Origin of the sequence: Chromobacterium sphagni, assembly GCF_001855575.1 — a bacterium.
Lineage (GTDB): Bacteria > Pseudomonadota > Gammaproteobacteria > Burkholderiales > Chromobacteriaceae > Chromobacterium > Chromobacterium sphagni.
Genome location: NZ_MKCS01000001.1, coordinates 871,730 through 895,523 on the forward strand (window position 1 = coordinate 871,730; position 23,794 = coordinate 895,523).

Below are 23,794 nucleotides of genomic sequence, written 5' to 3' on the forward strand. Positions count from 1 at the left end.
AGAAGCCAAAAGGCCCGGAGAACCGGGCCTTTTGGTTTGGGATGGGCGCGGACTCAGGCGATGGTATCGACGATGCTGCCGTTGGTGCTGTCGGCGACCGCCTGTCCGGCCAGCGCCGGATTGCTCTGCAGTATGGTCGCCCAGTTGCCGTTGAGGCTGGAGGCGGCGCCGCCGCTACTGCCCAGCGTCTGGTTCAGCACTTGCTGGTCGGTGCTCTGCCGAGCGCTTTCGCCGCTGCTGGGACTGAGCGCGCTGCCTTGCAACACGCCGGCGGTGGCGAAGCTGTTGAGCAGGCCGGCCGGGTCGTAGGTGGCGTCGCTGCTGTCGCCGCCGCCCAGCAGCACCACGGTGCTGGCCTCCTGCGACAACTGCGCCGCCTGGGCGGCGAGAGCGGGCGTGGAGTTGCCGTTTTGCACCACCGGGGACGGCACGGTGCCGCCGTTGAGCAGGGCGGCGCTGGCCAGCGAAATCTGTGCGGTCTGGCTGATGCTCATGGCGAACCTCTTGATGGAAAAGCCTGCCCGTGCAGTATGGCAAGTTCGCGCGCCAGACTCAATGGTGGTTAACAGCTGCTAACAAAACAAAGACTTAGCGCCATTTTTTCTCAGCCGCGCAGCAGCATGGCACCGGCGGCGATGAACAGCAGCGCGATCAACTGGCCGGCGCGCACGCTCCAGTGGACGCCGATTTCCAGGCAGGCCTGTTGCGGCCGGGCGGGGTTGTAGTACACCTGAACCGTCGCGCCGGCCGGATAGCGCTGGATGATTTGCTCGGCCAAGGCCTGGTTGGAAGAGAAACCTGGTTCCGGGATGCGGCGCTGTGTCGAGAGATGGCGCTGGCCGGCCACTTCATAACGGTAGGCAAGCAGCGCGCGGTATTCGCGCGCATCGCTGTTGTCGCCGCCGCAGCGCTGGCGCCAGTCAAGCGCGCTGCTTTCCACCCGGCCCGCCACGCTGGGCCAGCCTTGAGCGGCATCGGCCAGTCGGGCTTGTCGCCAGAGATAGGCGAAAGCGGCGACGCCGATGGCGATCAACAGCCAGGCCGGCCATTTTTCCAGCATGGGGTAGGTCTTGTGTCAGACGGCGGTGCCGGGGTGGTCGAACCAGGTGGTGAGGATGGCCTGGGCGGCCACCTGGTCCAGCGCCGGTTTCTGCTTGCGGCCGCGCAGGCCGGCTTCTTCCAGCAGGCTTTCGGCGATCACCGAGGTGTAACGCTCGTCCACCAGCCATACCGGCAGGTTGAAGCGGCCTTTCAGCCGGTTTGCGAAGCGGCGCGACAGCGCGCTCATCTCGTGTTCGACGCCGTCCTGATGCATGGGCAAGCCCACCACCAGCTGCGCCGGCTGCCATTCGCTGATCAGCTTGCCGATGGCGGCGAAGCGTTCGTCGGTGACGACGGTGTCTATGGTGGCCAGCGGATGGGGAATGCCGAGCAGGATGTCGCCGACGGCGACGCCGATGCGGCGCTCGCCGAAATCAAAAGCCAGTACGCAACCGTCAGGCATGGCCGACTTCCGAGGACAGCAGGGTGGGGTCGATTCCCAGCAGCGCCATCGCGGCGTCGTAGCGCTCTTCGCAGGGCAGGTTGAAGACGATGGCCAGATCGGCGGGCACCGTCAGCCAGCCGTTGTCGGCGATTTCCTTCTCCAGCTGGCCGCCTGACCAGCCGGCGTAACCCAGCGAGATCAGCAGCCGCTCCGGCTTCTTGCCTTCCGACACCGCCGCCAGCACATCCTTGGACGTGGTCAGCGCGATGTCGTCGGTGACCATCAGGCTGGATTGCCAGTTGCCGGCTGGAGCATGCAGCACGAAGCCGCGGTCCGGCTGCACCGGGCCGCCGAAGTAGACCAGGCCGGTGCGGGTGTCCTCGTCGTCCAGCGGCAGATCGATCTGGTCGAACAGCTGCGCCATGGCGATGCCGGACGGCTTGTTGACGATCAGGCCCATGGCGCCGTGTTCGCCGTGTTCGCACAGGTAGACCAGCGACTTGGCGAACAGCGGATCGCCCATGCCGGGCATGGCGATCAGGAAATGATTGCTCAGCGATAAGGGTTCCATATGGCCATTATGGCACAACTGGCCAGGAGCCAGGCTAGCGCAAATTGCGTCGGCGCGGCGCTGGCGGCCATGCCGCACCGCTGGCGCGGCGGGCCTGATAAAATGCCGGTTTTGCCTATCTCGACTACGAGCAGTGAGGATGTCTTGCGCCTGACCCATATCAAGCTTGCCGGTTTCAAGTCATTTGTCGACCCCACCAGCATCGCGGTGCCGGGGCAACTGGTGGCGGTGATCGGCCCCAACGGCTGCGGCAAGTCGAACGTGATCGACGCCGTGCGCTGGGTATTGGGTGAATCCTCCGCCAAGCAGTTGCGCGGCGAGTCGATGCAGGACGTGATCTTCAACGGCTCGTCCAGCCGCAAGCCGGTGTCGCGCGCTTCGGTGGAGCTGGTTTTCGACAACGGCGACGGCCAACTGACCGGTCCCTGGGGCCAGTACAGCGAAGTGGCGATCAAGCGGGTGCTGACCCGCCAGGGCGAGTCCAGCTACTACATCAACAACCAGCAGGTGCGCCGCCGCGACATCACCGACCTGTTCCTCGGCACCGGCGTCGGCGCGCGCGGCTACGCGGTGATCGAGCAGGGCATGATCTCGCGCATCATCGAGGCGCGGCCGGAAGAGCTGCGCGCCTATCTGGAAGAGGCGGCCGGCGTATCCAAGTACAAGGAGCGCCGCCGCGAAACCGAAAACCGCCTGTTCGATACCCGCGCCAACCTGGAGCGCATCGCCGACTTGCAGCAGGAGCTGGAGCGCCAGGTGGAGCGCCTGTCCGAACAGGCGGAGGTGGCCGCCCAGTACCACGACCTTAAAGGCGCGCTGACCCACAAGCAGAACCTGCTGGCGCTGGCGCGGCGCGAGGAGGCGGCGCGCAGCGAGGCGCACGCCCGCGCCGAGCTGGCGCGGATAGAAACCGAGGAAGCCGCGCTGGAAAGCGCGGCCACCCATCTGGAGGCCGAACAGGATACGGTGCGCGAAAGCCATTTCGCCGCCAGCGACGCAGTGCACGAGGCGCAGCAGCAGCTGTTCGAGGCCAATGCCCAATTGGCCAGGCTGGAAGAGGCGCAGCGTCACCGCGAGCAAAGCCGCCAGCGGCTGGAGCGCGACCTGGCCGCCGCGCGCAGCGAGCGCCAGCAATTGGTCGACAACCGCCAGCAGGTGGAGGCCGAGCTGGACGACTGGCTGCCGCGGCTGGAAGAGGCGCAATTGCGGCAGGAGGAGGCGCAGATGGCGCTGGAGGACGGCGCCGACGAGCTGCCCGGCGCCGAGGCCGCCTTCCGCGCGCTGGATCAGCAGCAATCGCAGATGGTGGCGCAGCAGGCCAACCTCACCCGCGAGCGCGACCTGTCGCGGCAAAAGATAGAACACTGGCAGCGCGGCCTGCAGCAGCTATCCGGCCGCGAGGCGGCGTTGGCGCGCGAGTTGTCCGATCTGAATCTGCCGGAACACGGCGTGCTGGAAGCCGCCAAGCTGGACGTGGACAAGGCGCGGGCGGCGCTGGACGCGGTGCGCGCGCGGCTGGTGGCGGACGAAGCCAAGCAGGCCGACCTCGCCGCGGAGCGGGAGAAACTGGATCAGCAACTGGCCGCCAAGCGCACCGAGCTGGCGCGCGCCGAGGCCGAGGCGGCCGCGCTGGCGGCGTTGCTGCAACGCGAGGCGGCGGACGAACAGCTGGCAGGCTGGCTGGAAAGCCATCAGCTGGCCGACGCGCCGCAGCTGTGGCAGGCATTGCAGATTGATTCCACATGGCAAACCGCGCTGGAGGCGGTGCTGGGCGAGCGCTTGTCCGCCCGCGCCGCCGGTCTGCCGGATCAACATCCGCCGGCGGCGCTCGTCGTGGTGGATGGCGCGGCCGGCGCGGCGAATCCGCTGCCGCAGCGCAGCTGGCCCAGCCTGTTGGGCAAGGTGCGGGCACCCGCGCCGTTCGACGCCGCGCTGGCCGACTGGCTGGCCGGCATCTACCTGGCCGACACGCTGGATGCGGCGCTGGCGCGCCGGGCGGAGCTGGCCGCCGGCGAGTGCCTGCTGACGCCGGAAGGCCACCGGGTGGATGCGGTCAGCGTGCGTTACCACGCCGAGGTCAGCGGCGACGGCCTGATGGCGCGCAAGCAGTTGCTGGACCAGGCCAGCGCCCGCGCCGAAGGTTTGCAACCGGAGGCGGACAGCCTGCAGAGAAAGCGCGACAGCCTGCAAAGCATGGGCAATATGCTGGCCGAGGCGGTGCGTGGCCAGAGGGGGTCGTTGACCCGGCTGGAAGCGGAGCTGAACGCCGTCACGCTTGAGCATGTCAAGCTGGACCAGGCGGCGCGCCAGGGAGCGGCGCGGCTGGCGGCGATAGAGGCCGAACGCCGGCGGATGGCGGAGGAGCGCGCGCATGCCGAGACAGGCATCGCCGAAGCCGAGCTGATGGGCGAGGAGGCGGCGCTGACCTTGGAAGAACTGGCGCTGCAGCTGGAGGAGGTGAGGCTGGACCGGCTGAACGCCGAAACCGGCCTGCAACTGGCGCGCAACAAGGCGCGCGACGCCGAGCGGGTGCTGCACGAGATCAAGCTGGCGCTCCATAGCGCAGAGCAGAAGGTGGCGGAGCTGTCGCGCCGCGGCCGCGAGTTGTCCGACCGCGACGAGCAATTGCAGCAGAGGCTGGAAACGCTGGCCGGCGAGGCCGAAGTGGTGGACGAGGGGGTGCCGGAAGAAGCGCTGCAGCTGGCCTTGGCCGAACGCGAAACCCGCGAGCGCAAGCTGGCTGCGGTGCGCGACCAGCTCAACCAGTTGACCGAAAAAATGCGCGAGTTGTCGCAGCGGCAGCAGGAAGCCAATGCCGCGCTGCCGGCGCTGCGCGAGGCGCGTTCCGATTGGCTGCTCAAGCATCAGGAAGCCAGGCTGGCAATGGAGCGTTTCGCCGAGGAGCTGGCGCAGGCGGAGGCCGACGAGGCGGCGCTGCTGGCCGATCTCAACGACGGCGTGAAACCGAACGCGCTGGCGGCGGAGATCGCCCGCCTGGCGCGCGCCTTGGAAGGCCTGGGCGCGGTCAACCTGGCGGCGCTGCAGGAGCTGGACGAGGCGAAGAAACGCGGCGAATACCTGGCCAGCCAGTCCGACGACCTCAACCAGGCGATGGCGACGCTGGAAGAGGCCATCGCCAAGATCGACGGCGAAACCCGCGAGATGTTGCAGGCAACCTACGAGGCGGTCAACGCCAAGATGCGCGAGTTCTTCCCGACGCTGTTCGGCGGCGGCCGCGCCGAGCTGGTGCTGACCGGCGAGGATCTGCTGGATGCCGGCGTGCAGATCATCGCCCAGCCGCCGGGCAAGAAGAACAGCACCATCCATCTGCTATCCGGCGGCGAGAAGGCGCTGACGGCGATGAGCCTGGTGTTCTCGCTGTTCTCGCTCAATCCGGCGCCGTTCTGCCTGCTGGACGAGGTGGACGCGCCGCTGGACGACGCTAATACCAGTCGCTTCTGCGATCTGGTCAAGCAAATGTCGGAGCGCACCCAGTTCCTCTATATTTCCCATAACCGGCTGACTATGGAAATGGCCGAGCAACTGGTGGGGGTGACCATGCAGGAGCAGGGAGTGAGCCGCATCGTGGCGGTGGACATCGTCGAAGCATTGAAGATGCGCGAGGCCGTCTGACATCGCCCTTGACGCGGCGCAAGCCGGTCGGCGCGGACGGATGGCATACTGCGCCGCCGGCACGATAGGCCTGATCGAAACCATTCTGCAGACCAAACACTGACGCGCGGGCGCGGCGGGCAGGCATGCCGCCGCGCGCTTGCCATTGTGGAAGTGAAGTCATGACTGTAAGCATCAAACGCTGGGAACCGGAAAACGTCATTTTCTGGCTGAGCCGGGGTCGCGGTATCGCCCGGCGCAATCTGTGGCTGTCCACCTTCTCCCTGCATCTCAATTTCAATATCTGGATGATGTGGAGCATGGTGGTGGTCAACCTGCCGGCGGTGGGCTTCCTGATCTCCGACCAGCAGCAGTTCCTGCTGGTGTCGATACCGCCGCTGGTGGGCGCGCTGATGCGCTTGGTCTATTCCTGGGTCTGGAGTTGGGTGGGCGGCGGCTTGTGGCTGGGCTTCTCCACGCTGCTGCTGTTGCTGCCGGCCTGCGGCGTGGGCGCGGTGGTGCGGGACATCGCGTCGCCGTTCTGGCAACTGTTGCTGGTGGCCGGCTTGTGCGGCATCGGCGGCGGCGCCAGCGCTTCGCATCTGTCCAATACCAGCTTTTTCTTCCCCAGGTCGGAAAAGGGTCTGGCGATGGGGCTCAACGCCGGCCTCGGCAATCTGGGCGTATCGGTGGCGCAGTTGCTGATCCCGCTGTGCATTCTCTATCCCTTGTTCGGCGTCCATGGCGGCGAGCCGCAGGTCTGGGGCCGCGGCGGCGAAGTGCATTTCGTCTGGTTGCAGAACGCCGCCTATGTCTGGCTGCCGCTGGTGCTGATCGTCGCCGCAGCCTGCCTGCTGTACGCGCATGATCTGCCCAGGCTGCGCATCACTCCGCGGGATCAGCTGGATGCGATGCGTGATCGGCACACTTGGTATATCTGTCTGCTGTACATGGGCAGCTACGGCACGTTTCTGGGTTTTTCCGCCGCCTTTCCGTTGTTGGCGCGCAGCATGTTTCCGCTGGTTGACGCCAGCCCCTATCTGTTTGTCGGCCCGATGGCATGCGCCTTGTCGCGTCCCTTGGGCGGCTGGATGGGCGACCGGATAGGCGGCGGTATCGCCACCGTGGCCAGCAATCTGCTGATGGCGCTGGGCACCGCGGGGGTTTATCTGAGTCTGCCGTCGGCTAGCAGCGGCGGCGAGTTCGCTTGGTTCCTGGCGATGTTCTTGCTGATTTTCTTCGCCGCCGGGGTAGGCAACGGTTCATCCTACCAGTTGGCCCCCAAGGTGTTTCTGCTGCTGGCCGGGCGCGAGGCGCAGCTGCGCGGCGACAGCCTGCAGCAGGCTTATGCCCGCGGCGGCAGGCGCGGCGCGTCGGCGATGAATGTCAGCTCGGTGATGGCGGCCTTCGGCGGCTTTGTCATTCCCAAGGCTTTCGGCTCGTCGTTGAGCTGGTTTGGCGGCTTTCTGCCGGCGTTCGCCATGTTCTTTGCGTTTTACCTGCTGTGCACGGCGGTGGCCTGGTGGCATTACAGCCGTCCCCAGGCGGCCATGCGCTGCTGAGCGGAAGATTAGCGCGATGTGGCGGGCCGGTTTGCTGTCCCTGGGCTTGCATGCGCTGGCCATTGCCGGCTGGTGGTGCGGGGGGACGCATCATTCGCTCCCGGTTGTCGCGGAGACGCCGGTGATGGTGACGCTGTCGGACGCGGCGGAGCGTTCCGCCCATATGGGCGGCGCGGCGGCGGCTGGAGGCGGGGTCGAGCGCCGGGCGGACGCGCGGGCGTCGGCGCGCCGCCGCTCGCTCAAGGCCGCAGCGCCTGTGGCGACCGCGCCGCGACAGGCAGCAATGGCGACGGCACCGGCTACCGGGCTTACGGGAGGGGTGGAGGCATCTACGCATGCCGGCGCGGCGCAGAAAGAAGAAGGCCGGAGCGATGGCGACCATGAGGCGCTGTATGGTCCGGCCTATCTGGAGAATCCGCAGCCCTCTTACCCAGAGCGATCGCGTCAGCTGGGGGAAGAGGGCGAGGTGCTGCTCAGGGTGAGGGTCGGCGCAAACGGCCAAGCCCTAATGGTTACGCTGGCGCGTAGCAGCGGCTTCCATCGTCTGGATCAGACGGCGATGGATGCCGTGGCGCGATGGCGTTTCGTTCCTGCCAGGCGTGGTGGTACAGTGGTCGAGTCGGAATTGACCGTGCCTGTGCGCTTTCAGCCATAGCGTGGCGCGCCTGACGGCGATCGGAGTCAGGCTGGTTCGTTCTCCTGCTGTTCCAGCGCCTGGCTGAAGCTGGCGCGCAGCCGACCCAGTTCGTTGCAGAAGCCGGACAGGTCCTGCTCGCCGAATTGCTGGAAGGCGTTGTGCATGTAGTCCAGATGGGCGGGAAAGGCCTGGCTGAACAATTGCTGGCCATGGGGAGTCAAAGCTACGAACACGCTGCGGCGGTCGTTGGGCTGCATGCTGCGGGTGACGATGCCCTTGTCTTCCAGGCGGTCGAGCACGCCGGTCAGGGTGCCTTTGGTGATAAGCGTGTGGTCGGACAGTTCCTTGCAATTCATGCCCTGGCTGTTGCCGAGGGTGGTGACCACGTCGAACTGTGGCGGTGTAAGTCCGAGCCGGCGGATGTTGAAGCTGGCGAACTGTTCAAAGGCCTGGTAGGTGCGCGACAATTCGCGCACGACCGGCAGGAAACTGGCTTGATCGGATTTTTTCATCGTAAAAGAGTCCCCGTGCTGTTCTAAGCAGTGTTGTACAGACTAGTACGGCCCTGTGACAGAGTTATCTCCAATTCTGGCACGCGATCCGGATAAATTCGCCTGTCTGAAATGTCATATTCATCCTGGTGAATTTTTCTGAGCGTTATACAGTGTTACGGAGAAAACCGTAGCTGGTCTAAGGGTCTGGACCCGCTTTGATCGGGCGCCGGCGGCGCGCCGTTCCGCTGTCAGGCGGAGCCGCCGTTTTTGCGCAGAGGTTTTGTCAAGCGTTTTTCTAATGCCAAATGGCGCGAGATGGCGGGCTTTCGTTATAATGATGCTGAAATGCCCGCGGCAGGCGGGCTGGCCGCCGGACGGGCGCGGTCGGAAGATGACAGAATCGAGGGAGGCTGGCTGGCCGGATCGCCATGGGCGCGGCAGTCGGCCTCGATTATTCGCCTTAATGCGGAATGGCTAATGAGCGAATTGCAGATTGGTGTATTGATTTTGGGCGGCGGCGTGATCGCCCTGGTGTTCGGTTTCAACATGTTTCAGGAGTGGCGTTTCCGCAAGCGGACGCACCGGGCTTTCGCGCGTCCGCATGGCGATGTGCTGCTGGACGTGCCCAAGAACAATGTGCGCGACGGCGTGAGGGCCGACCGGATGGAGCCGGTGCTGGTCGATGAGGAGCTGGATCGGGATGAGGACGCGGACGCGTCGCAGTTCGAGATCCCGGCGATGGAGCCGCCGGCCTGGGAACCGCAGATCGCGCCGCGCCATGAGCCGGCGCTGCAGCACGTCGACGTGCCGGTGATGGACGAAGAGGACGAGGCGGAGCTGGCGATGGATTCCGCCGATCATCAGGCGCTGGTGGTGGCGATGCTGGATCCGTCGCTGGACTTCATCGCCGAAGTGATGTTCCACGAGCCGCACGAACTGGCGGCGATGCCGCGCTTCAATGTCGGCAAGCGCACCCAATTGATAGGCCGCACCGAGCGCGGCCTGTGGAAGGTAGCCGAGGCGTTGCCCGGCACCCGCTACAAGCAGATCAATGTCAGCATGCAGATGGTGGACCGCTCCGGCTCGGTCAGCGAACAGGAGCTGGCCGCCTTCTGCCAGCAGGTGTCGCGTTTTGCCGAGGACCACGACGCGGCGGTGAGCTTTCCGCAGCGCCAGCAGAAGCTGGTGGCGGCGCGCGAGTTGGACCGCTTCTGCGCCGATGTCGATGTGCTGATCGGCATCAATATCGTCCCCAGGGCATCGATCGAGGGTGCCCGGCTGCGCAGTTTCGCCGAGGCGGCCGGCCTGCAGCTGGAGCCGGACGGCGCCTTCCATTACCTGGCAGATTCCGGCAACACGCTGTATTCGCTGGTGGCGGCGGACCAGATGCCGTTTACCTTCCATACGCTGTTGGACAAGTCGTTCCCGGCGCTGACCCTGCTGTTCGACGTGCCGCGCGTGGCCGGCGGGGTGGATGTGTTCGACCGCGCCGTGTATTTCGCCAAGCAGTTGGCGCAGGAGTTCGACGCGCAACTGGTGGATGACAACCGCCGGGCGTTGACCGAAGCCGGCCTCGCCCGCATCCGCGACCAGTTGCTGCATATTTACGGCAGCATGGACGACAGGGGCATCGCGCCCGGCAGCGTGGCCGCCTTGCGCCTGTTTGCCTGAATGCAGAACCGATTGTGAAAGGGCCGGCGATGCCGGCCCTTGCCGTTTGAGAATATCCGATGACCCAAGCCCATTCCGAATTGCGCGCCGGACAGCTGCGCGAGCTGCTCAACCGCTACGGCCATGAATACTACGTGCTGGATGCGCCGACGGTGCCTGATGCCGAATACGATCGGTTGTTCCGCGAGCTGCAACAGCTGGAGGAGGCGTTCCCCGAGCTGCGCCGCGACGACTCCCCCACCAGCCGCGTCGGCGGCGCGCCGCTGGCCGAGTTCGGCCAAGTCACCCACGCGGTGCCGATGCTGTCGCTGGCCAACGCCTTTTCCGACATGCAACTGGACGATCCGGCTGAACGCCACGCCGAGTTGACCCAGTTTGACGAGCGAGTGCGCAAGGGGCTGGACGCGACGGATATCGAGTACGCCACCGAGCCGAAATTCGACGGCCTGGCCATTTCCCTGCTGTATGAAAACGGCGTGCTGACGCGCGCGGCCACCCGCGGCGACGGCATCACCGGCGAGCAGGTGACCGAGAATGTGCGCACCATCCGCGCGATTCCGCTGAAGCTGGAGAACGCGCGGCCGCCAGCGTTGCTGGAGGTGCGCGGCGAAGTGCTGATGCTGAAGCACGACTTCGAGCGCCTGAACGCCGATCAGCTCGCCCGCGGCGACAAGGCCTTTGCCAACCCGCGCAACGCCGCCGCCGGCAGCCTGCGCCAACTGGATTCGCGCATCACCGCGCAACGCCGCCTGTCCTTCTTCGCCTACGCCATCGCCCAGGTGGCGGGCGCCGGCTGGCCGGCCACCCACCAGGGCGAGATGGGCTGGCTGGCCGAGCTGGGTTTTCCGGTGGTGGAGGCTTCGCTGCGTCCGGTGGTGCGAGGCGCATCGGGCCTGGCCGGCTATTACGAGACGGTGATGGCGCGCCGCGCCGGCCTGCCGTTCGAGATCGACGGCGTGGTGTACAAGGTCAACCGCCGGGATCTGCAGGATAGGCTTGGCTTTGTCTCGCGCGCGCCGCGTTGGGCGATTGCCCACAAGTTTCCAGCTGAAGAGGCGTTGACCCAGGTGGAGGCCATCGAGGAGCAGGTGGGCCGCACCGGCGCCATCACCCCGGTGGCGCGGCTCAGGCCGGTGTTCGTCGGCGGCGTCACCGTCACCAACGCCACCTTGCACAATGAAGACGAGGTGCGGCGCAAGGATGTGCGCGTCGGCGACACCGTGATCGTGCGCCGGGCCGGCGACGTGATCCCGGAGGTGGCGGCGGTGGTGCTGGAGCGCAGGCCGATGCAGCCGGCGGCCGGCGGCGACCTGTTCAGCGCTGCGGAGGAGCCGCGTTACCCGGCCTACAGCCTGCCGGCGGCGTGCCCGGTATGCGGCAGCCACATCGTGCGGGAAGAGGGCGAGGCCATCGCCCGCTGTTCCGGCGGCCTGTCCTGCCGCGCGCAGCGCAGCCAGGCGATCCAGCACTTCGCCGGCCGGCGCATGATGGACATCGACGGCCTGGGCGAGCGCTACATCGACAAGCTGGTCGAGTACGATTACGTGCGCGGCGTGGCCGACCTTTACCGGCTGAAACTGGAAGACTTGCTGGAAATGAAGCGCCGCGCCGACGAGGACGAGGGCGTCACGCCGGAGACGGTGAAGGCCGGCAAGGTAGCCAGCAAGTGGGCGGAGAACCTGATCGAGGCCATCGACGCCAGCCGCGCGCCGCCGCTCTCGCGGTTGCTATTCGCACTGGGCATCCGCCATGTCGGCGAGTCCACCGCCAAGACGCTGGCCGACTGGCTGGGCCGCATGGCGCTGATCCGCCGCTGCCCGGCGGCGTTGTTCGCGGCGTTGCCGGACATCGGCGCGGTGGTGGCGGATTCGCTGGCGGACTTCTTTGCCGAGGCCAACAATGAGGCAGCGCTGGACGCCTTGCTGCGCGAGGTGCGGCCGGCTGACGAGCGCGAGCCGTCGCCCAGGTTGCGCGAGCGCCTGGATGAGGCCGCGCTGCTTGCCAGCCTGCGCATTCCGCGGCTGACTGAAATCCGCAGCCAGCAACTGCTGGGCCAGATCGCCGGCTTGTCGGCGTTGGCCGGCGCGGAGCGCCGCCGGCTGTTGGATCTGGAACTGCCGGCCGAGGTGATCAACGCGCTGGCCGACTGGCTGGACCAGCCGGACAAGCGCGCGGCGCTGGCCGCGCTGGCGCAATTGCGCGAGGAGGTGCTGGCCGCATTGCCGCAGGCGGCGGAAGCGGAGGTCTTGCCGCTGGAGGGCAAGACCCTGGTGCTGACCGGCACGCTGCCGACCTTGAGCCGCGACCAGGCGAAAGCCATGATAGAAGCCGCCGGCGGCAAGGTGTCCGGCAGCGTGTCGAAGAAAACGCATTACCTGGTGGCGGGCGAAGAGGCGGGCAGCAAGCTCGCCCGCGCGCAGGAACTGGACATTGCCATATTGGACGAAGCCGGCCTGCAGGCCTTGCTGGCCGGAAACTGACAGGAAGACGACATGGCGCTCAAGGCAGTGGTGAAGGCCGATTTCGCCGCAGGCAACCGTCTGGCGGCGGCTGGCGATTACGCGGGAGCGATCGCCGTTTTCGACCGCTGCCTGGCGATAGACGCCAGGGACTGGCAGGCGCTGGCCAACCGGGCCAACGCGCATCTGCAACTGGGCGACAGCGCCCGCGCGCTGGACGATTACCTGGCCGCGGCGGCGCTCAATCCCGCCTCGCTCAACATCAAGAGCAATCTGGCGGTGCTGTTGAAGGAATTGGGCGAGCTGGAGCTGGCGTCCGGCCTGCTGCAGGAAGTGCTGGCGGCCGATCCGGACCATGTCGACGCCTGGAGCAATCTGGGCATCGTCCGCCAGCATCAGCTGCATTATCAGGAGGCCATCGCCTGCCTGCTCAAGGCGATAGAGCTGGGCGGCGCCACCGCCGCGCGCTGCAACAATCTGGGCAATGTCTGCACCAGCGCGCTGTTGCTGGACGATGCCGTCTCCGTGCTGCAGGGAGGGCTGGAGTTGGCCCCCGACGACGCCAATCTGCAGTTCAGCCTGTCTATCGCGCTATTGCTGGCCGGCCGCTACGCCGAGGCCTGGCCATTGTACGAGGCGCGCTGGCGCAGCATTCTGCAAGCCCGGCACGACGGTCCGCGCTGGCGGGGCGAGGCGCTGGGACGGCGCACCCTGCTGCTGTGGTCGGAGCAGGGGTTGGGCGACAGCCTGCAGATGGCGCGTTTCCTGCCGCGCATCCGCGCCGAGCATCCGGACGCCGAACTGTTGCTGGCCTGTCCGGCCACCTTCCACCGCCTGTTTGCCCAGTTTGACGGCGTCAAGCTGCTGGAGGCCGACGCGGCGCCCGCCTACGATTGCCAGCTGCCGCTGATGTCCTTGCCGGGCGTATTGGGCGTGACGCTGGACAATCTGCCGACCAAGGCCTATTTACAGTCGAGGGCTGGCCTCGAGCCGAATCTGCCGGACAGCCCGCGCTTGAAAGTGGGCGTGGTATGGGAAAGCGGCCGCTGGGGCGTGGGCATCGCCGACGCCTGGCGCCAGCACAAGTCGGTGCCGCCGGCCCTGTTTGCCGATATCTGCAGAGTCCCAGGCGTGGATTTCATCGCCTTGCAGCCCGGCGCCGCGCCGGCTGAACTGCAGGGGCTGGTGAAACAGCCGGCCATCGCCGACTTCGCCGATACCGCGGCGCTGGTGGAGGAGATGGATCTGGTGATCTGCGTGGACACCGCCATCCTGCATCTGGCCGGCGCGATGGGCAAGCCGGTGTGGGCGCTGCTGCGCGCCGAGAGCGCGCCGTTTTTCCTGGCGGATGCGCCAAGCGCGCCGTGGTATCCGTCGGTGCGGCTGTGGCGCCAGCCCTTGCCGGGCGCCTGGCAGCCGGTGGTGAAAGGCCTGATTGCCGCCTTGCGGCAGCAACCGGCATTTTGACCTGAAGCCAAGTCGGGCTAGAATGCGGCCCTGTCATTGTTCAAATCGTCATTGCGTTACGGAATCGAGATGAAAAAGATCACCAAAGCAGTCTTTCCGGTAGCTGGCCTGGGGACCCGTTTCCTGCCCGCCACCAAGGCCAGTCCGAAAGAGATGCTGCCTATTGTCGACAAGCCGCTGATCCAGTATGCGGTGGAAGAGGCGATTGCTGCCGGCATGACCGAGTTGATCTTCATCACCGGCCGCAACAAGCGTTCGATCGAAGACCATTTCGACAAGGCTTACGAGCTGGAAACCGAGCTCGAATACAAGAACAAGCACAAGCTGCTGGAACTGGTGCAGGAAATCATCCCGCCGTCGGTGTCGTGCATCTATATCCGCCAGACCGAGGCGCTGGGCCTGGGCCATGCGGTGCTGTGCGCCCGCCCGGTGGTGGGCGACGAGCCGTTCGCGGTGATCCTGGCCGACGACCTGATCGAAGGCGCGCCGGGCGCGATGGAACAGATGGTGCGGCTGTTCGACGAGACCCATGCCTCCATCCTCGGGGTGGAGATGGTGGCGCCGCAGGACACCAGTTCCTACGGCATCGTCAAGGTCAAGCCGGATGCGCATGGCCGCCAGGCCGTCGAGCACATCGTCGAGAAGCCGCGCCCGGAAGAGGCGCCGTCCAATCTGGCGGTGGTGGGGCGCTACATCCTGACGCCGCGGATTTTCGACAAGCTGGTGAACACCGGCGCCGGGGCAGGAGGCGAAATCCAGCTGACCGACGGCATCGCCGCGCTGATGAAAAGCGAGACCGTGCTGGCGCTGCCGTTCAAGGGCACCCGCTACGATTGCGGCTCCAAGCTGGGTTATCTTAAGGCCACCGTCAACTACGGCCTGAAGCACCACGAGGTGGCGGACGAATTTGCCGCCTTTTTGGACGGTTTGAAGCGCAACTGATTGTTTTATCCGTTTACGCCGCCGCATCCCGGCGGCGTCGCCTGTTCAGTCAAGGAGTCATCATGCCTAATATTTCCGAAGCCCGCGGGCTGATCAACAGCGCCGATGTGCTGTTCAGCGCCGAGGAAGTCAGCATTGCCGTCGATCGGATGGCGGTGGAGATCACCGAAAAACTGGGCGAGGAATACCCACTGGTGTTGTCGGTGATGGGCGGCGCGGTGGTGTTCACCGGCCAGCTGCTGCCGCGCCTGGCTTTCCCGCTGGACTTCGATTACGTCCATGTTTCCCGTTACGGCGACAAGACCCATGGCGGCGAGCTGGTGTGGAAGCAGGCGCCGAAGGAAGATGTGCGCGACCGCGTGGTGCTGGTGCTGGACGACATCCTGGACGAAGGCCACACCATGGCTGCCATCCGCGACAAGGTGATGGAGATGGGCGCCAAGGCCTGCTTCAGCGCGGTGTTCGCCAACAAGCTGATCGCCAAGGAAAAGCCGATCGCCGCCGACTTTGTCGGTCTGGATGTGCCGGACCGCTATGTGTTCGGCTACGGCATGGACGTGCGCGGCGCCTGGCGCAATCTGCCGGCGATCTATGCGTTGAAGTAAGACTGCGCATCGGCGGTTCCGCAGCCGCGCCCGGCATTGCCGGACGCGGCTTTTTGTCGCGCCGGCTCAGGCCGACGACTGTTGTATCAGCTCGCGCAGCCGCTGCAGCGATGCCTGCAGCTTCTGGTCGGTGCCGACCTTAAGGTCGAGCTGGCGGATGGTTTCGCCGAATTCGCTGACCGCCATGTCAAGTTTGTATTCCTGTTCGTCGGTGAGGCCGAAGCCTATCGCCAGATGCTGCACCTGCGAGCAGAACTCCAGCACCCGCTCGCTGATTTCGGTGTTGAAACGGGCATGCTGCACTTCCAGCGACGTCAGCGCCTCGGTCATTTCGTGAATGCTGACCCCCAGCACCTGATTCTGGCGTTGCAGCTGCGACTCGTTGCGTATGCTTTGCAGCCGGCATTCGGCCGCGTCGGCGATGATGGCCAGATGGTCGCGCAAGCGGCCGACGCGGTCGGGATCGCTTTCCGGCATATTGTGCAGCAGCAGGGTCAGGTGCGGGTAGTTGATGCACATGCGGTTCTTGAACGAGAAGATGCGCTCCATCGTCTGCAGATTGTCGAGGATGGAGGACGCCAGCGGCGAGCAGTTTTCGCCGTCGGCGCCAATGTCGACCACGCTGTAGTCGGGACGGCGCAGCCGGATGCTGCCTTTCAGATCGTAGCCGTTGCGTATGGTTTCCAGCAGCTGGCTGGCCAGCGTCAGCTCGTTGCCGCATTCCTGGCTGCGGCGCATGAATTCAAGCACGACGCCGAGCTCGCCGGCATTGGTCATCGCCTCGAAGGCCACGCTGCGCACGTTGGCGATCTCGGCGCTCAGCTGGTGCTTGTGCTGGCTGGCGCGCTGCGCCAGCTGGATCTTGTAACGCAGCAATTCGCCGTCTATCGGCTTGTCGAGGAAGTCGTCGCAACCGGCGTCCAGTCCGGCCAGCTTGGCCTCGTTGCCGGTGTTGGACGATAGGAACACGATCTGCATCCTGGGGTCGGCCTGCCGCAATTCGCGGCAGACGGAAAAACCGTCGATCCCGGGCATGATGACGTCGCACAGCGCCAGCGCCGGCGGGGCCTGTTCGCGCAGCGCGGCCAGCACGGCCTCGCCGGAGTCGAACAGCTGCAGCAGCCAGTCTTTCCCCAGTTCGTCCTGGATGAACATGCGTTGCAGCGGATCATCGTCTATTGCCCAGATGGTGAAGTCCGTGTTTGTCATGGCGCGCCCTTGCGGTTGTGCGGTTCTGCTGTGGTCCTGCCTCAATCTATAGCCTGTTCCGCCGCGGATGGTTCGCCCAGGGCCTGACCGATTTGCTGCAGCACCTGTTCCAGTTGCCCTTGCAGCTGTTCCAGCAAGGCCGGCACGGTTTGGAATTGCTGGTCGCGGCAGGCCTGCTCCAGTTGGCTGGCGGTCTCGGCCAGCGGTTCGGCGCCTATGGTGCGCGCGCTGCCTTTCAGGGTATGAGCCTGGCGCTGGAGCGCCTCCCTGGCCTCATTGCCAGGATCTAGCCGGAAGCCGGCAGCCTGCGTCCGCCAGTGCTCGGCGAAGCTGCGCAGCATGCGTTGGTAGCGTTCGGTATTGCCGCGTATCCGCGCCAGCGCGCCGACGGTGTCGAACTGCCGCAGCGTTTCGATGCGTAGGTCCGCGGACGCACGCTGCCGTTCGGATGGCGGCGGCGCGGCGGCCTCCACCGGAGAGGCGCACCACTTGGCCAGGGTTTGCCAGAAGGTGTCCAGATCTATCGGTTTGCTCAGATAGTCGTCCATGCCGGCCGCCAGCGCCTGGTGCCGGTCTTCGGGACGGGCGCTGGCGGTCATGGCTATGATGGGCAGTCCTTTCCGGTCCGGCAGCGCGCGGATCCGCCGGGTGGCCTCCAGTCCGCCCATCACCGGCATCTGCATGTCCATCAGGATCAGGTGGTAGTGCTGGCGCTGGACGGCCTCGAACGCTTCTTGGCCATTCATCGCCGTGTCCACGGCGGCGCCGGTGTCTTTCAGCAGCTCGCAGGCGTATTGGCGGTTGAAGGCATTGTCCTCGGCCAACAGGATGCGGTAGCCCTTGAGTGAAATGTCTTTCTCCGCCAGCTCCGGCGCGGCGTGGATCTGCTGATCGGATTTTTCCAACGGCAGTTCCACGGTGAAGACCGACCCCTCGCCGGGCGCGCTGATCACCCGAATGCTGCCATGCATCGCTTCCACCAACTGATGGCAGATGGCCAGTCCCAGGCCGGTGCCGCCGAAGCGGCGCGTGGTGGTGGCGTCGGCCTGCATGAACTGGCTGAACAGGCCGGAGCGGGTTTCGGCGTCCATGCCTATCCCGCTGTCGCTGATGATGAACAGGCAGCGGCTGAATTGCGGAGAGTCGTCCAGGCAGAGGCCCTGCAGGCTGACGAAGCCGCGCTCGGTGAACTTCACCGCGTTGGACAGCAGATTGGTCAGGATCTGCTTCAGCCGCAGCGCGTCGCCCAGATAGCCGTGGCGGAAGCCGTCCGGCCAGTCCGTGGACAGTTGCAGCCGTTTCTGGTCGATCAGCGGTTCGATCAGCGACAGCGAGCTGCGGCAGATGTCGTCCAGCCGGCAGGGGTGGATGTCCAGCGTGAAGCGGCCGGAGCGGTATTTGGAAAAGTCCAGGATGTCGTTGATGATGCCCAGCAGCGACTTGGCGGCTTCGCGCACGTTTTGTAGGTAGTCGCGCTGCTGCTGGCTGAGGCTGGTGGCCAGCGCCAGTTCGGCGAAGCCGATGATGGCGTTCATCGGCGTGCGGATCTCGTGGCTCATATTGGCGATGAACTCGTCTTTCAGCTGGTCGGCCGAACGCGCTTCGTTCAACGCGTACTCCAGCTCGGTGGTGCGCTCGGCGACCAGCTGCGACAGCCGGGCCTGCTGGTCCACCAGGAAGGCTTCGGCTTCCTTCTGCAGGCTGATGTCGCTGATGGTGCCCCGGATCAGCGCGGAGGGCGCTACGCCGTCCTGCTCCAGCATCGCGCTCTTGTTCAGCACCCAGCAGTATTTGCCGTCATGCCGGCGCACCCGGTAGCGGGTTTCGACGAAGGGCGTCTGGCCGGACAGCAGCGCGCGCATGCTTTGGTTGCGCGAAGGGATGTCGTCGGGATGGATCAGCGCGTTCCACTGGCTGCTGGGGCCGTTGATCATTTCCGGCTGATAGCCCAGCTGGGCCAGCCAGCTGGGGGAAAAGTGGATTTCGCCGCTCTGCACATTATATTCGAACACCCCCATGCCGGTGGATTCCAGCGCCTCGCGCCAGCGCTGCTCGTTGAGCCGCATCGCTTCCGCGGCCTCGATCTGCGAGCTGATGTCGTGCACTTCGGCCACGAAGTGGGTGAGCAGGTTGTGGCTGTCGTAGATCGGCGTCAGCGACATGTTGTTCCAGAAGCGGCTGCCGTCCTTGCGCCGGTTGTGCAGCAGCACCGAAACCGGCTTCGCATGGGTAATGGCATGCTCCAGCACCTGCATGGTGGCGGGGTCGTTGTCGTCGTCCTGCCAGAAGCGGTAATGCTTTTCGTGGATCTCGCCTTTCGAATAGCCGGTTATCCGGCTGACGCCGTCGTTGACGAACACGGTGGGGAGCTCCGGCATGCGGGCGTCGGCGATCAGGAAGCCGGTGGACATCGACTCGATGCCCCGCAGCAGCAGGTGCACTTGTTCATCGGCCTCGTGCATCCGGGTGATGTCGTTGAAGATCAGCACCGTGCCGTCTTGATCCAGGCCTTGCTGCTGCAGCGAAACGCTGTTGAGCTTCAGCCAGATGCGGCTGCCGTTCGGCCGCTGCATCGCCAGCACCATGCCGTCCGGCGCGGGCTGCCGCGCCTGCATGAAGGGCGTGCCGTCCTCCTGCGCGCACTGCCGCCACAGGGAATGCACGTCCATCCGCTCCAGCTGGCTCGGCTTCAGGCCCAGAATCGTCGCGGCCGCCGGGTTGCTGGCCAGGATGCGTCCATCCTTGTCGTGGATCAGCACGCCCTCGCCGAGGGCGTTGACGAGGGCGCGGTAGCGCTGCTCGCTGGCGAGCAGAGCCAGTTCCATCCGCTGCGGCTCGCTCTGGTCAGCGATGATGCCGATGAATTGCCGCTTGCCATCGACCTGGAATTCGCTGGCGCACAGGCGCAGCGGAAAGATTTCGCCATTGCTGCGCAGCCCTTGGGCGTGGATTTCCGGAGCGTCGGATGGGGAGCGGCCGCCGTTCAGGTAGCCGGCGATGTATTTTTCGAACTGGCTGCGGTATGGCTCGGGCATCAGCATGGTGACTGACTGGCCGAAAGTCGCGGCGGCGCGGTGGCCGAAAATGCGCTCGGCGGCGCGGTTGAACAGGCCGATGCGGCCGTCGGCATCGATGGTGATGAAGGCTTCCGCGGCGTTGTCGATGATGCTGGACAGGCAGGTTTGCTGCTGCTGCCATTGTCGCAACCGCCATGCTTGGCGCCGCAAGCGCCATTGCGCGATGGCTTGCGCCAGCAACAGCGCCAGGCACAGGCCGGCCAGCATCCACCCGGAGGATGGAAGCGGTTGCCGCGTGGCCAGATAGACCAGCAGCAGGGCGGCGCCCGACAGCAGGACCAGCGGCATCAGCCGGTTGATGACAATCAACTTGCGCAAGGCCGTACTCCAAGAAAGCTAGAATATTGCTCTAGTTGTAGTACGGCGCGCGGTGGTTTGGCGGATGACGCGCTGGTGCCGGGCAGGGATTACGCCGCGGCCTGGGGCAGGATGCCGCTTTCATGATGCTGCAGCCGCACCGGCCAGCGGTAGACCGCCAGCAGGCGTTCCGGCGTCAGCACCTGGGCCGGGGAGCCGCAAGCCACCACCCGGCCGGCCTCCAGCAGCGCCACTTGGTCGGCGTAGTCCGCCGCCAGCGTCAGATCGTGCAATACCTGCACCACGGTACGGCCCTGGCCGGCCAATTCGCGCAGCAATTGCTGCAACTGGTGCTGATGGCGCAGGTCCAGGTGATTGGTGGGTTCGTCCAGCAGCAGCACCGGCGCCTGCTGCGCTAGCGCGCGGGCGATGGCCGCCCGTTGCTTTTCCCCGCCGGACAACTGCTCCAGCCGCTTGCCGGCGTAATGCTCCATCTCCACGGTGGCGAGCGCGGCCTGCACCGCGGCGCGGTCCTGCGCGCCGGGACGGGTGAAGGCGCCCAGGTAGGGCATGCGGCCCAGCGCGACGAATTCGGCCACCGTCAGCGGGATGTCGGTCGGCAGGTGCTGGGGAACCCAGGCGATGCGGCGCGCGCGCTGCAGGGTGTCCATTCGGCACACGCATTGGCCGGCGAGGCGCACCGCGCCGTGGCTGGGGATGGACAGGCCGGCCAGCAGCCGCAGCAGGGTGGTCTTGCCGGCGCCGTTGGGGCCGAGCAGCGCGCTGACCCGGCCGGCGGGCAGGTCCAGCCGGATGTCGTGCAACAGCGTCCGTCCGCCTGCCTGGTAGCCAAGCTCGCGGACTTTCAGGGTGTGGGTGTCAGGCATCGAGCGGTCTCCCTTGTTGACGGCGGAAAATCCAGATGAAGAACGGCGGGCCGGCGAAGGCGGCCATCAGGCCCACCGGCAGGTCCAGCGGCCAGGCGATGTTGCGCGCCAGGGTGTCCACCGCCAACAGGAACAGCGCGCCGGCCCAGGCCGACAGCAGGATCAGCCGGCGGCGGCAGCCGCCCACCAGGAGCGCGAGCGCGTTGGGGATCATCATGCCGACAAAGCCGATCACGCCCGATAGCGCCACCGCGCCGCCGGTGGCCAGCGCCGCGCCTATGGCGGCCAGCCGGCGGGTGCGCACAGTATTGATGCCCAGCGAGCGGGCGGTTTCCTCGCCCAGCAGCAGGCAATCCAGGTCGCGGCCTATCGCGCACAGCAGCGCGATGCCCAGCGCCGCCACTGCGAGGCATAGGCCCAGCCGGCCGGGCAGGGCGGCGGACAAGTTGCCGGCCAGCCAGCTGCTGGCCGAGCGCAGCGTCAGATCGTCCGACATGAAAAGAATCAGGCTGGAGAGCGCGCCGCAGAAGGCGCCCACCACCAGTCCCATCAGCAGCAGGCCGGCCAGGCCGCCCTTGACCAGCCGGGCCAGCAGCAGGATCAGCCAGGTGGCGGCCAGGCCGCCGGCAAACGCCGCCAGCGGCAGCGTCAGGCCAGTCAGGCCCAGCGCCAGCACCGCGATCACCGCCAGGGCCGCGCCGCTTGAGGTGCCGATCAGGCCGGGGTCGGCCAGCGGGTTGCGGAACAGCGCCTGCAGCGCGGCGCCGCTGGCGGCCAGTGACGCGCCCACGCCCAGCGCGGCGACGATGCGCGGCAGCCGCAATTGGCTGACCAGCGGGTCGGCCAGGTCCGGCCAGGCGAACTGGCCGGCCGAACTCGACAGCGCCAGCAGCGGCAGCGCGATGCTGGCGAGGATCAGGCCGGGCCACAGCAGGCGGTGGCTGATGGCGCTCACATCTTCACCATCTGTTCCACCACCGCCGGGCTGTCCAGGCCTATCAGCATGGCTTGCTGCGGCGGCAGCAGATAAATCCGCCCTTGCTTGCCGGCTGGGGTGGCGGCGACCTCAGGCCGTTTGGCGAACGCGTCCTTGCCGCCGTAGACCGCCGCGGTGTGGCTGCCCAGGATGATCACGTCGGGCTTCAGCGCCTGCCAGGCATCGCGGCTCAGCGGTTTGAAGCCGTTGAGGCCGGCGGCGGCGTTGATGCCGCCGGCGGAGCGGATCAGGGTGTCCGGCGCGGTGTCCTTGCCGGCCACCAGGCTGCCGTCGTAACTCACCAGATAACGGATATTGCGCGCCGGACGCGGCTGCATCTGCTGCTGCCAGCCGCTGGCGAGCTTGCCGGCGGCGTCGGCGCGGCCCAGCAGCTGCCCCACCTTGCGGATGGCGTCGGCGAAGTCGCCGCCGTCCTCGCGGGCCGATACCTCTTCGGCCCGCAGTTTCAGCAGCTTCAGTTGCGGCCACAACGTCGGCGGCTGGGCGGCGGCGCTGCCCAGTACCAGGGTGGGTTTGAGCTTGGCGATGGTTTCCGCGTTCAGCGCGCGTGAAAAGCCCACCACTTGGGCGTGGGCCAGCTGCGGCTCCTTGCTGCTGCGGTCGCGGCCCACCACTTCGTTGGCGGCGCCCAGCGCGACGACGATCTCGGCGATGTCAGGCGTCACCACCACCAGCCGCTCCGCGGCCTGGGCCGAAACCGCCAGCGCCGCCAGCAGCGCGGCTGCGATGAGGGGCTTAGGCGACATCTTCTTGCTCCAGCGGCGGCAGTTCGCCCAACAGTTTCACCCACTCCACCCGCTCGGCGCGGCCGGGCTTGCGCTCGCCGAAGAAGGTGGCCAGCGATTCTCCCTGGTCGTCGAACAGCTCCAGCGAGGTGACCACGCCATTGTCGCCCGGCTTGCGTGTGATCCAGGCCTCGGCGATCAGGTCGGTGCGCAGATGCAGGTTGAAGTCGGGGTCCAGCACGTTGAGCCAGTCGCCCATCACCTGGACATTGCGCACGGCTCCGGTGTGGATCTGGATCATGCCGCGGTTGCCGACGAATACCATGATGGGGGTTTCGGTGCTGGCCGCGCGGCGCAGCAACTGCTCCACCGCGTCTTCGCGCACGCGCCAGGCCTGTCCCGGCGGCGCCAGGCGGAAACCCTGGCGGCGCGACACTTGCCAGCGGCGCAGGAAGGAGTGGAAGGCATGCACGTCGGTCAGGCTCTGCCATTCGGCCTGAAAGGCCGACTGGTCGATCTGCTGGTCGGGCAGTTCGGCGGCGGCGGCCTGGACCGGGTCCAGCTGCAACGCGTCGGCCTGGGCGGCGAAGCGCGCCGCCAGCGCGTCGTAGGCGGCGACGTCGCTGTCCTCGGTCAGGTAGACCTTGTGCACCGCCTCGCCGTGGCGGTCGAAGAACTGCAGGCTGCGTTGCACGCCGCGCGGCGTTTCGTTCCGCACCGCGAAACCGTGGCGCCAGTGGAACAGGAAGATGCGCAGGTCTATCACCGGGTTGATCGCCAGGCCGACCTTGCCGTCGATTTCGACATTGGCGTAGTCGCCCTTGGTTTCATGCACGCAGGCGTGGTTGCGCGTCAGCGCCATCACCCGGCCCAGCGGGGCCAGGGCGGCGAGCAGTTGCGGCCATTCCGGCCGCAGCGGCGTGGCGGCCGGATCGGCGGCCACCAGTTCGCATTCGCTGACGCCCAGTTGCTCCGCGGCGTCGCGCGCGCGCAGGCGGGGTTGGCTGGCTTTGAGCGTCTGGTAGCGATCCCATAGCTGGCTCATGGTGTTCTCCTGTGATGCGCGGGCAGGTCAGCCGCCCGCATGGATGGGGAA

The 23,794-nt window shown here is 66.5% G+C and carries 19 protein-coding genes; 8 read left to right on the top strand and 11 right to left on the bottom strand.

The window, feature by feature from the left end; genetic code table 11:
- Positions 1-53 precede the first annotated feature (53 nt).
- The 4 genes from BI347_RS04180 to BI347_RS04195 all read right to left on the bottom strand — a co-directional run bounded on the left by BI347_RS04180 (position 54) and on the right by BI347_RS04195 (position 2,057).
- The gene (locus BI347_RS04180) at positions 54-494 is read right to left on the bottom strand and encodes a hypothetical protein (RefSeq protein WP_071115366.1); all 441 of its coding nucleotides are present in this window, start codon (positions 492-494) and stop codon (positions 54-56) included.
- A 110-nt stretch (positions 495-604) separates the two neighbouring features.
- Positions 605-1,060: a DUF3592 domain-containing protein gene (locus tag BI347_RS04185; RefSeq protein WP_071115367.1), complete on the bottom strand. Its 456-nt coding sequence runs from the start codon at positions 1,058-1,060 to the stop codon at positions 605-607.
- A gap of 15 nt (positions 1,061-1,075) precedes the next feature.
- Complete coding sequence (ruvX, locus tag BI347_RS04190; RefSeq protein ID WP_071112211.1) at positions 1,076-1,504, bottom strand: Holliday junction resolvase RuvX; 429 nt, start codon at positions 1,502-1,504, stop codon at positions 1,076-1,078.
- Positions 1,497-2,057, bottom strand: a complete 561-nt coding sequence (locus tag BI347_RS04195; protein ID WP_071112212.1) for a YqgE/AlgH family protein — start codon at positions 2,055-2,057, stop codon at positions 1,497-1,499. The genes ruvX and BI347_RS04195 overlap by 8 nt, the downstream gene beginning before the upstream one ends.
- Positions 2,058-2,201: 144 nt before the next feature.
- On the opposite strand from BI347_RS04195, the gene smc reads away from it, so the two are divergent.
- The 3 genes from smc to BI347_RS04210 all read left to right on the top strand — a co-directional run bounded on the left by smc (position 2,202) and on the right by BI347_RS04210 (position 7,886).
- On the top strand, positions 2,202-5,690 hold the full coding sequence (gene smc, locus BI347_RS04200; protein ID WP_071116336.1) for a chromosome segregation protein SMC: 3,489 nt from the start codon (positions 2,202-2,204) through the stop codon (positions 5,688-5,690).
- 161 nt (positions 5,691-5,851) lie between these two features.
- Positions 5,852-7,231: an MFS transporter gene (locus BI347_RS04205; protein WP_083338692.1), complete on the top strand. Its 1,380-nt coding sequence runs from the start codon at positions 5,852-5,854 to the stop codon at positions 7,229-7,231.
- A gap of 127 nt (positions 7,232-7,358) precedes the next feature.
- Positions 7,359-7,886, top strand: a complete 528-nt coding sequence (locus BI347_RS04210) for an energy transducer TonB (protein WP_158020730.1) — start codon at positions 7,359-7,361, stop codon at positions 7,884-7,886.
- Positions 7,887-7,912: 26 nt separating this feature from the next.
- Here BI347_RS04210 and BI347_RS04215 read toward each other — a convergent pair whose 3' ends face one another.
- Positions 7,913-8,380: a MarR family winged helix-turn-helix transcriptional regulator gene (locus BI347_RS04215; protein ID WP_071112215.1), complete on the bottom strand. Its 468-nt coding sequence runs from the start codon at positions 8,378-8,380 to the stop codon at positions 7,913-7,915.
- 459 nt (positions 8,381-8,839) lie between these two features.
- On the opposite strand from BI347_RS04215, the gene BI347_RS04220 reads away from it, so the two are divergent.
- From BI347_RS04220 to BI347_RS04240, 5 genes are all read left to right on the top strand, one after another.
- The gene (locus BI347_RS04220; protein ID WP_071112216.1) at positions 8,840-10,033 is read left to right on the top strand and encodes a cell division protein ZipA C-terminal FtsZ-binding domain-containing protein; all 1,194 of its coding nucleotides are present in this window, start codon (positions 8,840-8,842) and stop codon (positions 10,031-10,033) included.
- Between the two features lie 59 nt (positions 10,034-10,092).
- Positions 10,093-12,513, top strand: coding sequence for an NAD-dependent DNA ligase LigA (gene ligA / locus BI347_RS04225; RefSeq protein WP_071115370.1), 2,421 nt, complete (start codon positions 10,093-10,095; stop codon positions 12,511-12,513).
- A 12-nt stretch (positions 12,514-12,525) separates the two neighbouring features.
- On the top strand, positions 12,526-13,959 hold the full coding sequence (locus BI347_RS04230; RefSeq protein WP_071115371.1) for a tetratricopeptide repeat protein: 1,434 nt from the start codon (positions 12,526-12,528) through the stop codon (positions 13,957-13,959).
- A gap of 69 nt (positions 13,960-14,028) precedes the next feature.
- Positions 14,029-14,901 carry a UTP--glucose-1-phosphate uridylyltransferase GalU gene (galU, locus tag BI347_RS04235; RefSeq protein ID WP_071115372.1) on the top strand — a complete coding sequence of 291 codons (873 nt, stop codon included), beginning with the start codon at positions 14,029-14,031 and terminating at the stop codon, positions 14,899-14,901.
- A 62-nt stretch (positions 14,902-14,963) separates the two neighbouring features.
- Positions 14,964-15,506: a hypoxanthine-guanine phosphoribosyltransferase gene (locus BI347_RS04240; RefSeq protein WP_071112220.1), complete on the top strand. Its 543-nt coding sequence runs from the start codon at positions 14,964-14,966 to the stop codon at positions 15,504-15,506.
- Positions 15,507-15,572: 66 nt separating this feature from the next.
- Here the strand turns inward: BI347_RS04240 and BI347_RS04245 are convergent, their stop codons facing one another.
- From BI347_RS04245 to BI347_RS04270, 6 genes are all read right to left on the bottom strand, one after another.
- Positions 15,573-16,715, bottom strand: a complete 1,143-nt coding sequence (locus BI347_RS04245) for a response regulator transcription factor (protein WP_071115373.1) — start codon at positions 16,713-16,715, stop codon at positions 15,573-15,575.
- A 41-nt stretch (positions 16,716-16,756) separates the two neighbouring features.
- On the bottom strand, positions 16,757-20,110 hold the full coding sequence (locus BI347_RS04250) for a PAS domain-containing hybrid sensor histidine kinase/response regulator (protein WP_071115374.1): 3,354 nt from the start codon (positions 20,108-20,110) through the stop codon (positions 16,757-16,759).
- Positions 20,111-20,199: 89 nt separating this feature from the next.
- Positions 20,200-20,976 (bottom strand): ABC transporter ATP-binding protein, encoded by a 777-nt coding sequence (locus tag BI347_RS04255; RefSeq protein ID WP_071115375.1) that lies wholly within the window; start codon positions 20,974-20,976, stop codon positions 20,200-20,202.
- Positions 20,969-21,931 carry a FecCD family ABC transporter permease gene (locus tag BI347_RS04260; RefSeq protein ID WP_239690818.1) on the bottom strand — a complete coding sequence of 321 codons (963 nt, stop codon included), beginning with the start codon at positions 21,929-21,931 and terminating at the stop codon, positions 20,969-20,971. Before BI347_RS04260 ends, BI347_RS04255 begins: the two co-directional genes overlap by 8 nt.
- Positions 21,928-22,719 carry a heme/hemin ABC transporter substrate-binding protein gene (locus BI347_RS04265; RefSeq protein WP_071115376.1) on the bottom strand — a complete coding sequence of 264 codons (792 nt, stop codon included), beginning with the start codon at positions 22,717-22,719 and terminating at the stop codon, positions 21,928-21,930. Before BI347_RS04265 ends, BI347_RS04260 begins: the two co-directional genes overlap by 4 nt.
- Positions 22,709-23,743: a hemin-degrading factor gene (locus tag BI347_RS04270; protein WP_071114454.1), complete on the bottom strand. Its 1,035-nt coding sequence runs from the start codon at positions 23,741-23,743 to the stop codon at positions 22,709-22,711. The genes BI347_RS04265 and BI347_RS04270 overlap by 11 nt, the downstream gene beginning before the upstream one ends.
- Between the last annotated feature and the right edge of the window lie 51 nt (positions 23,744-23,794).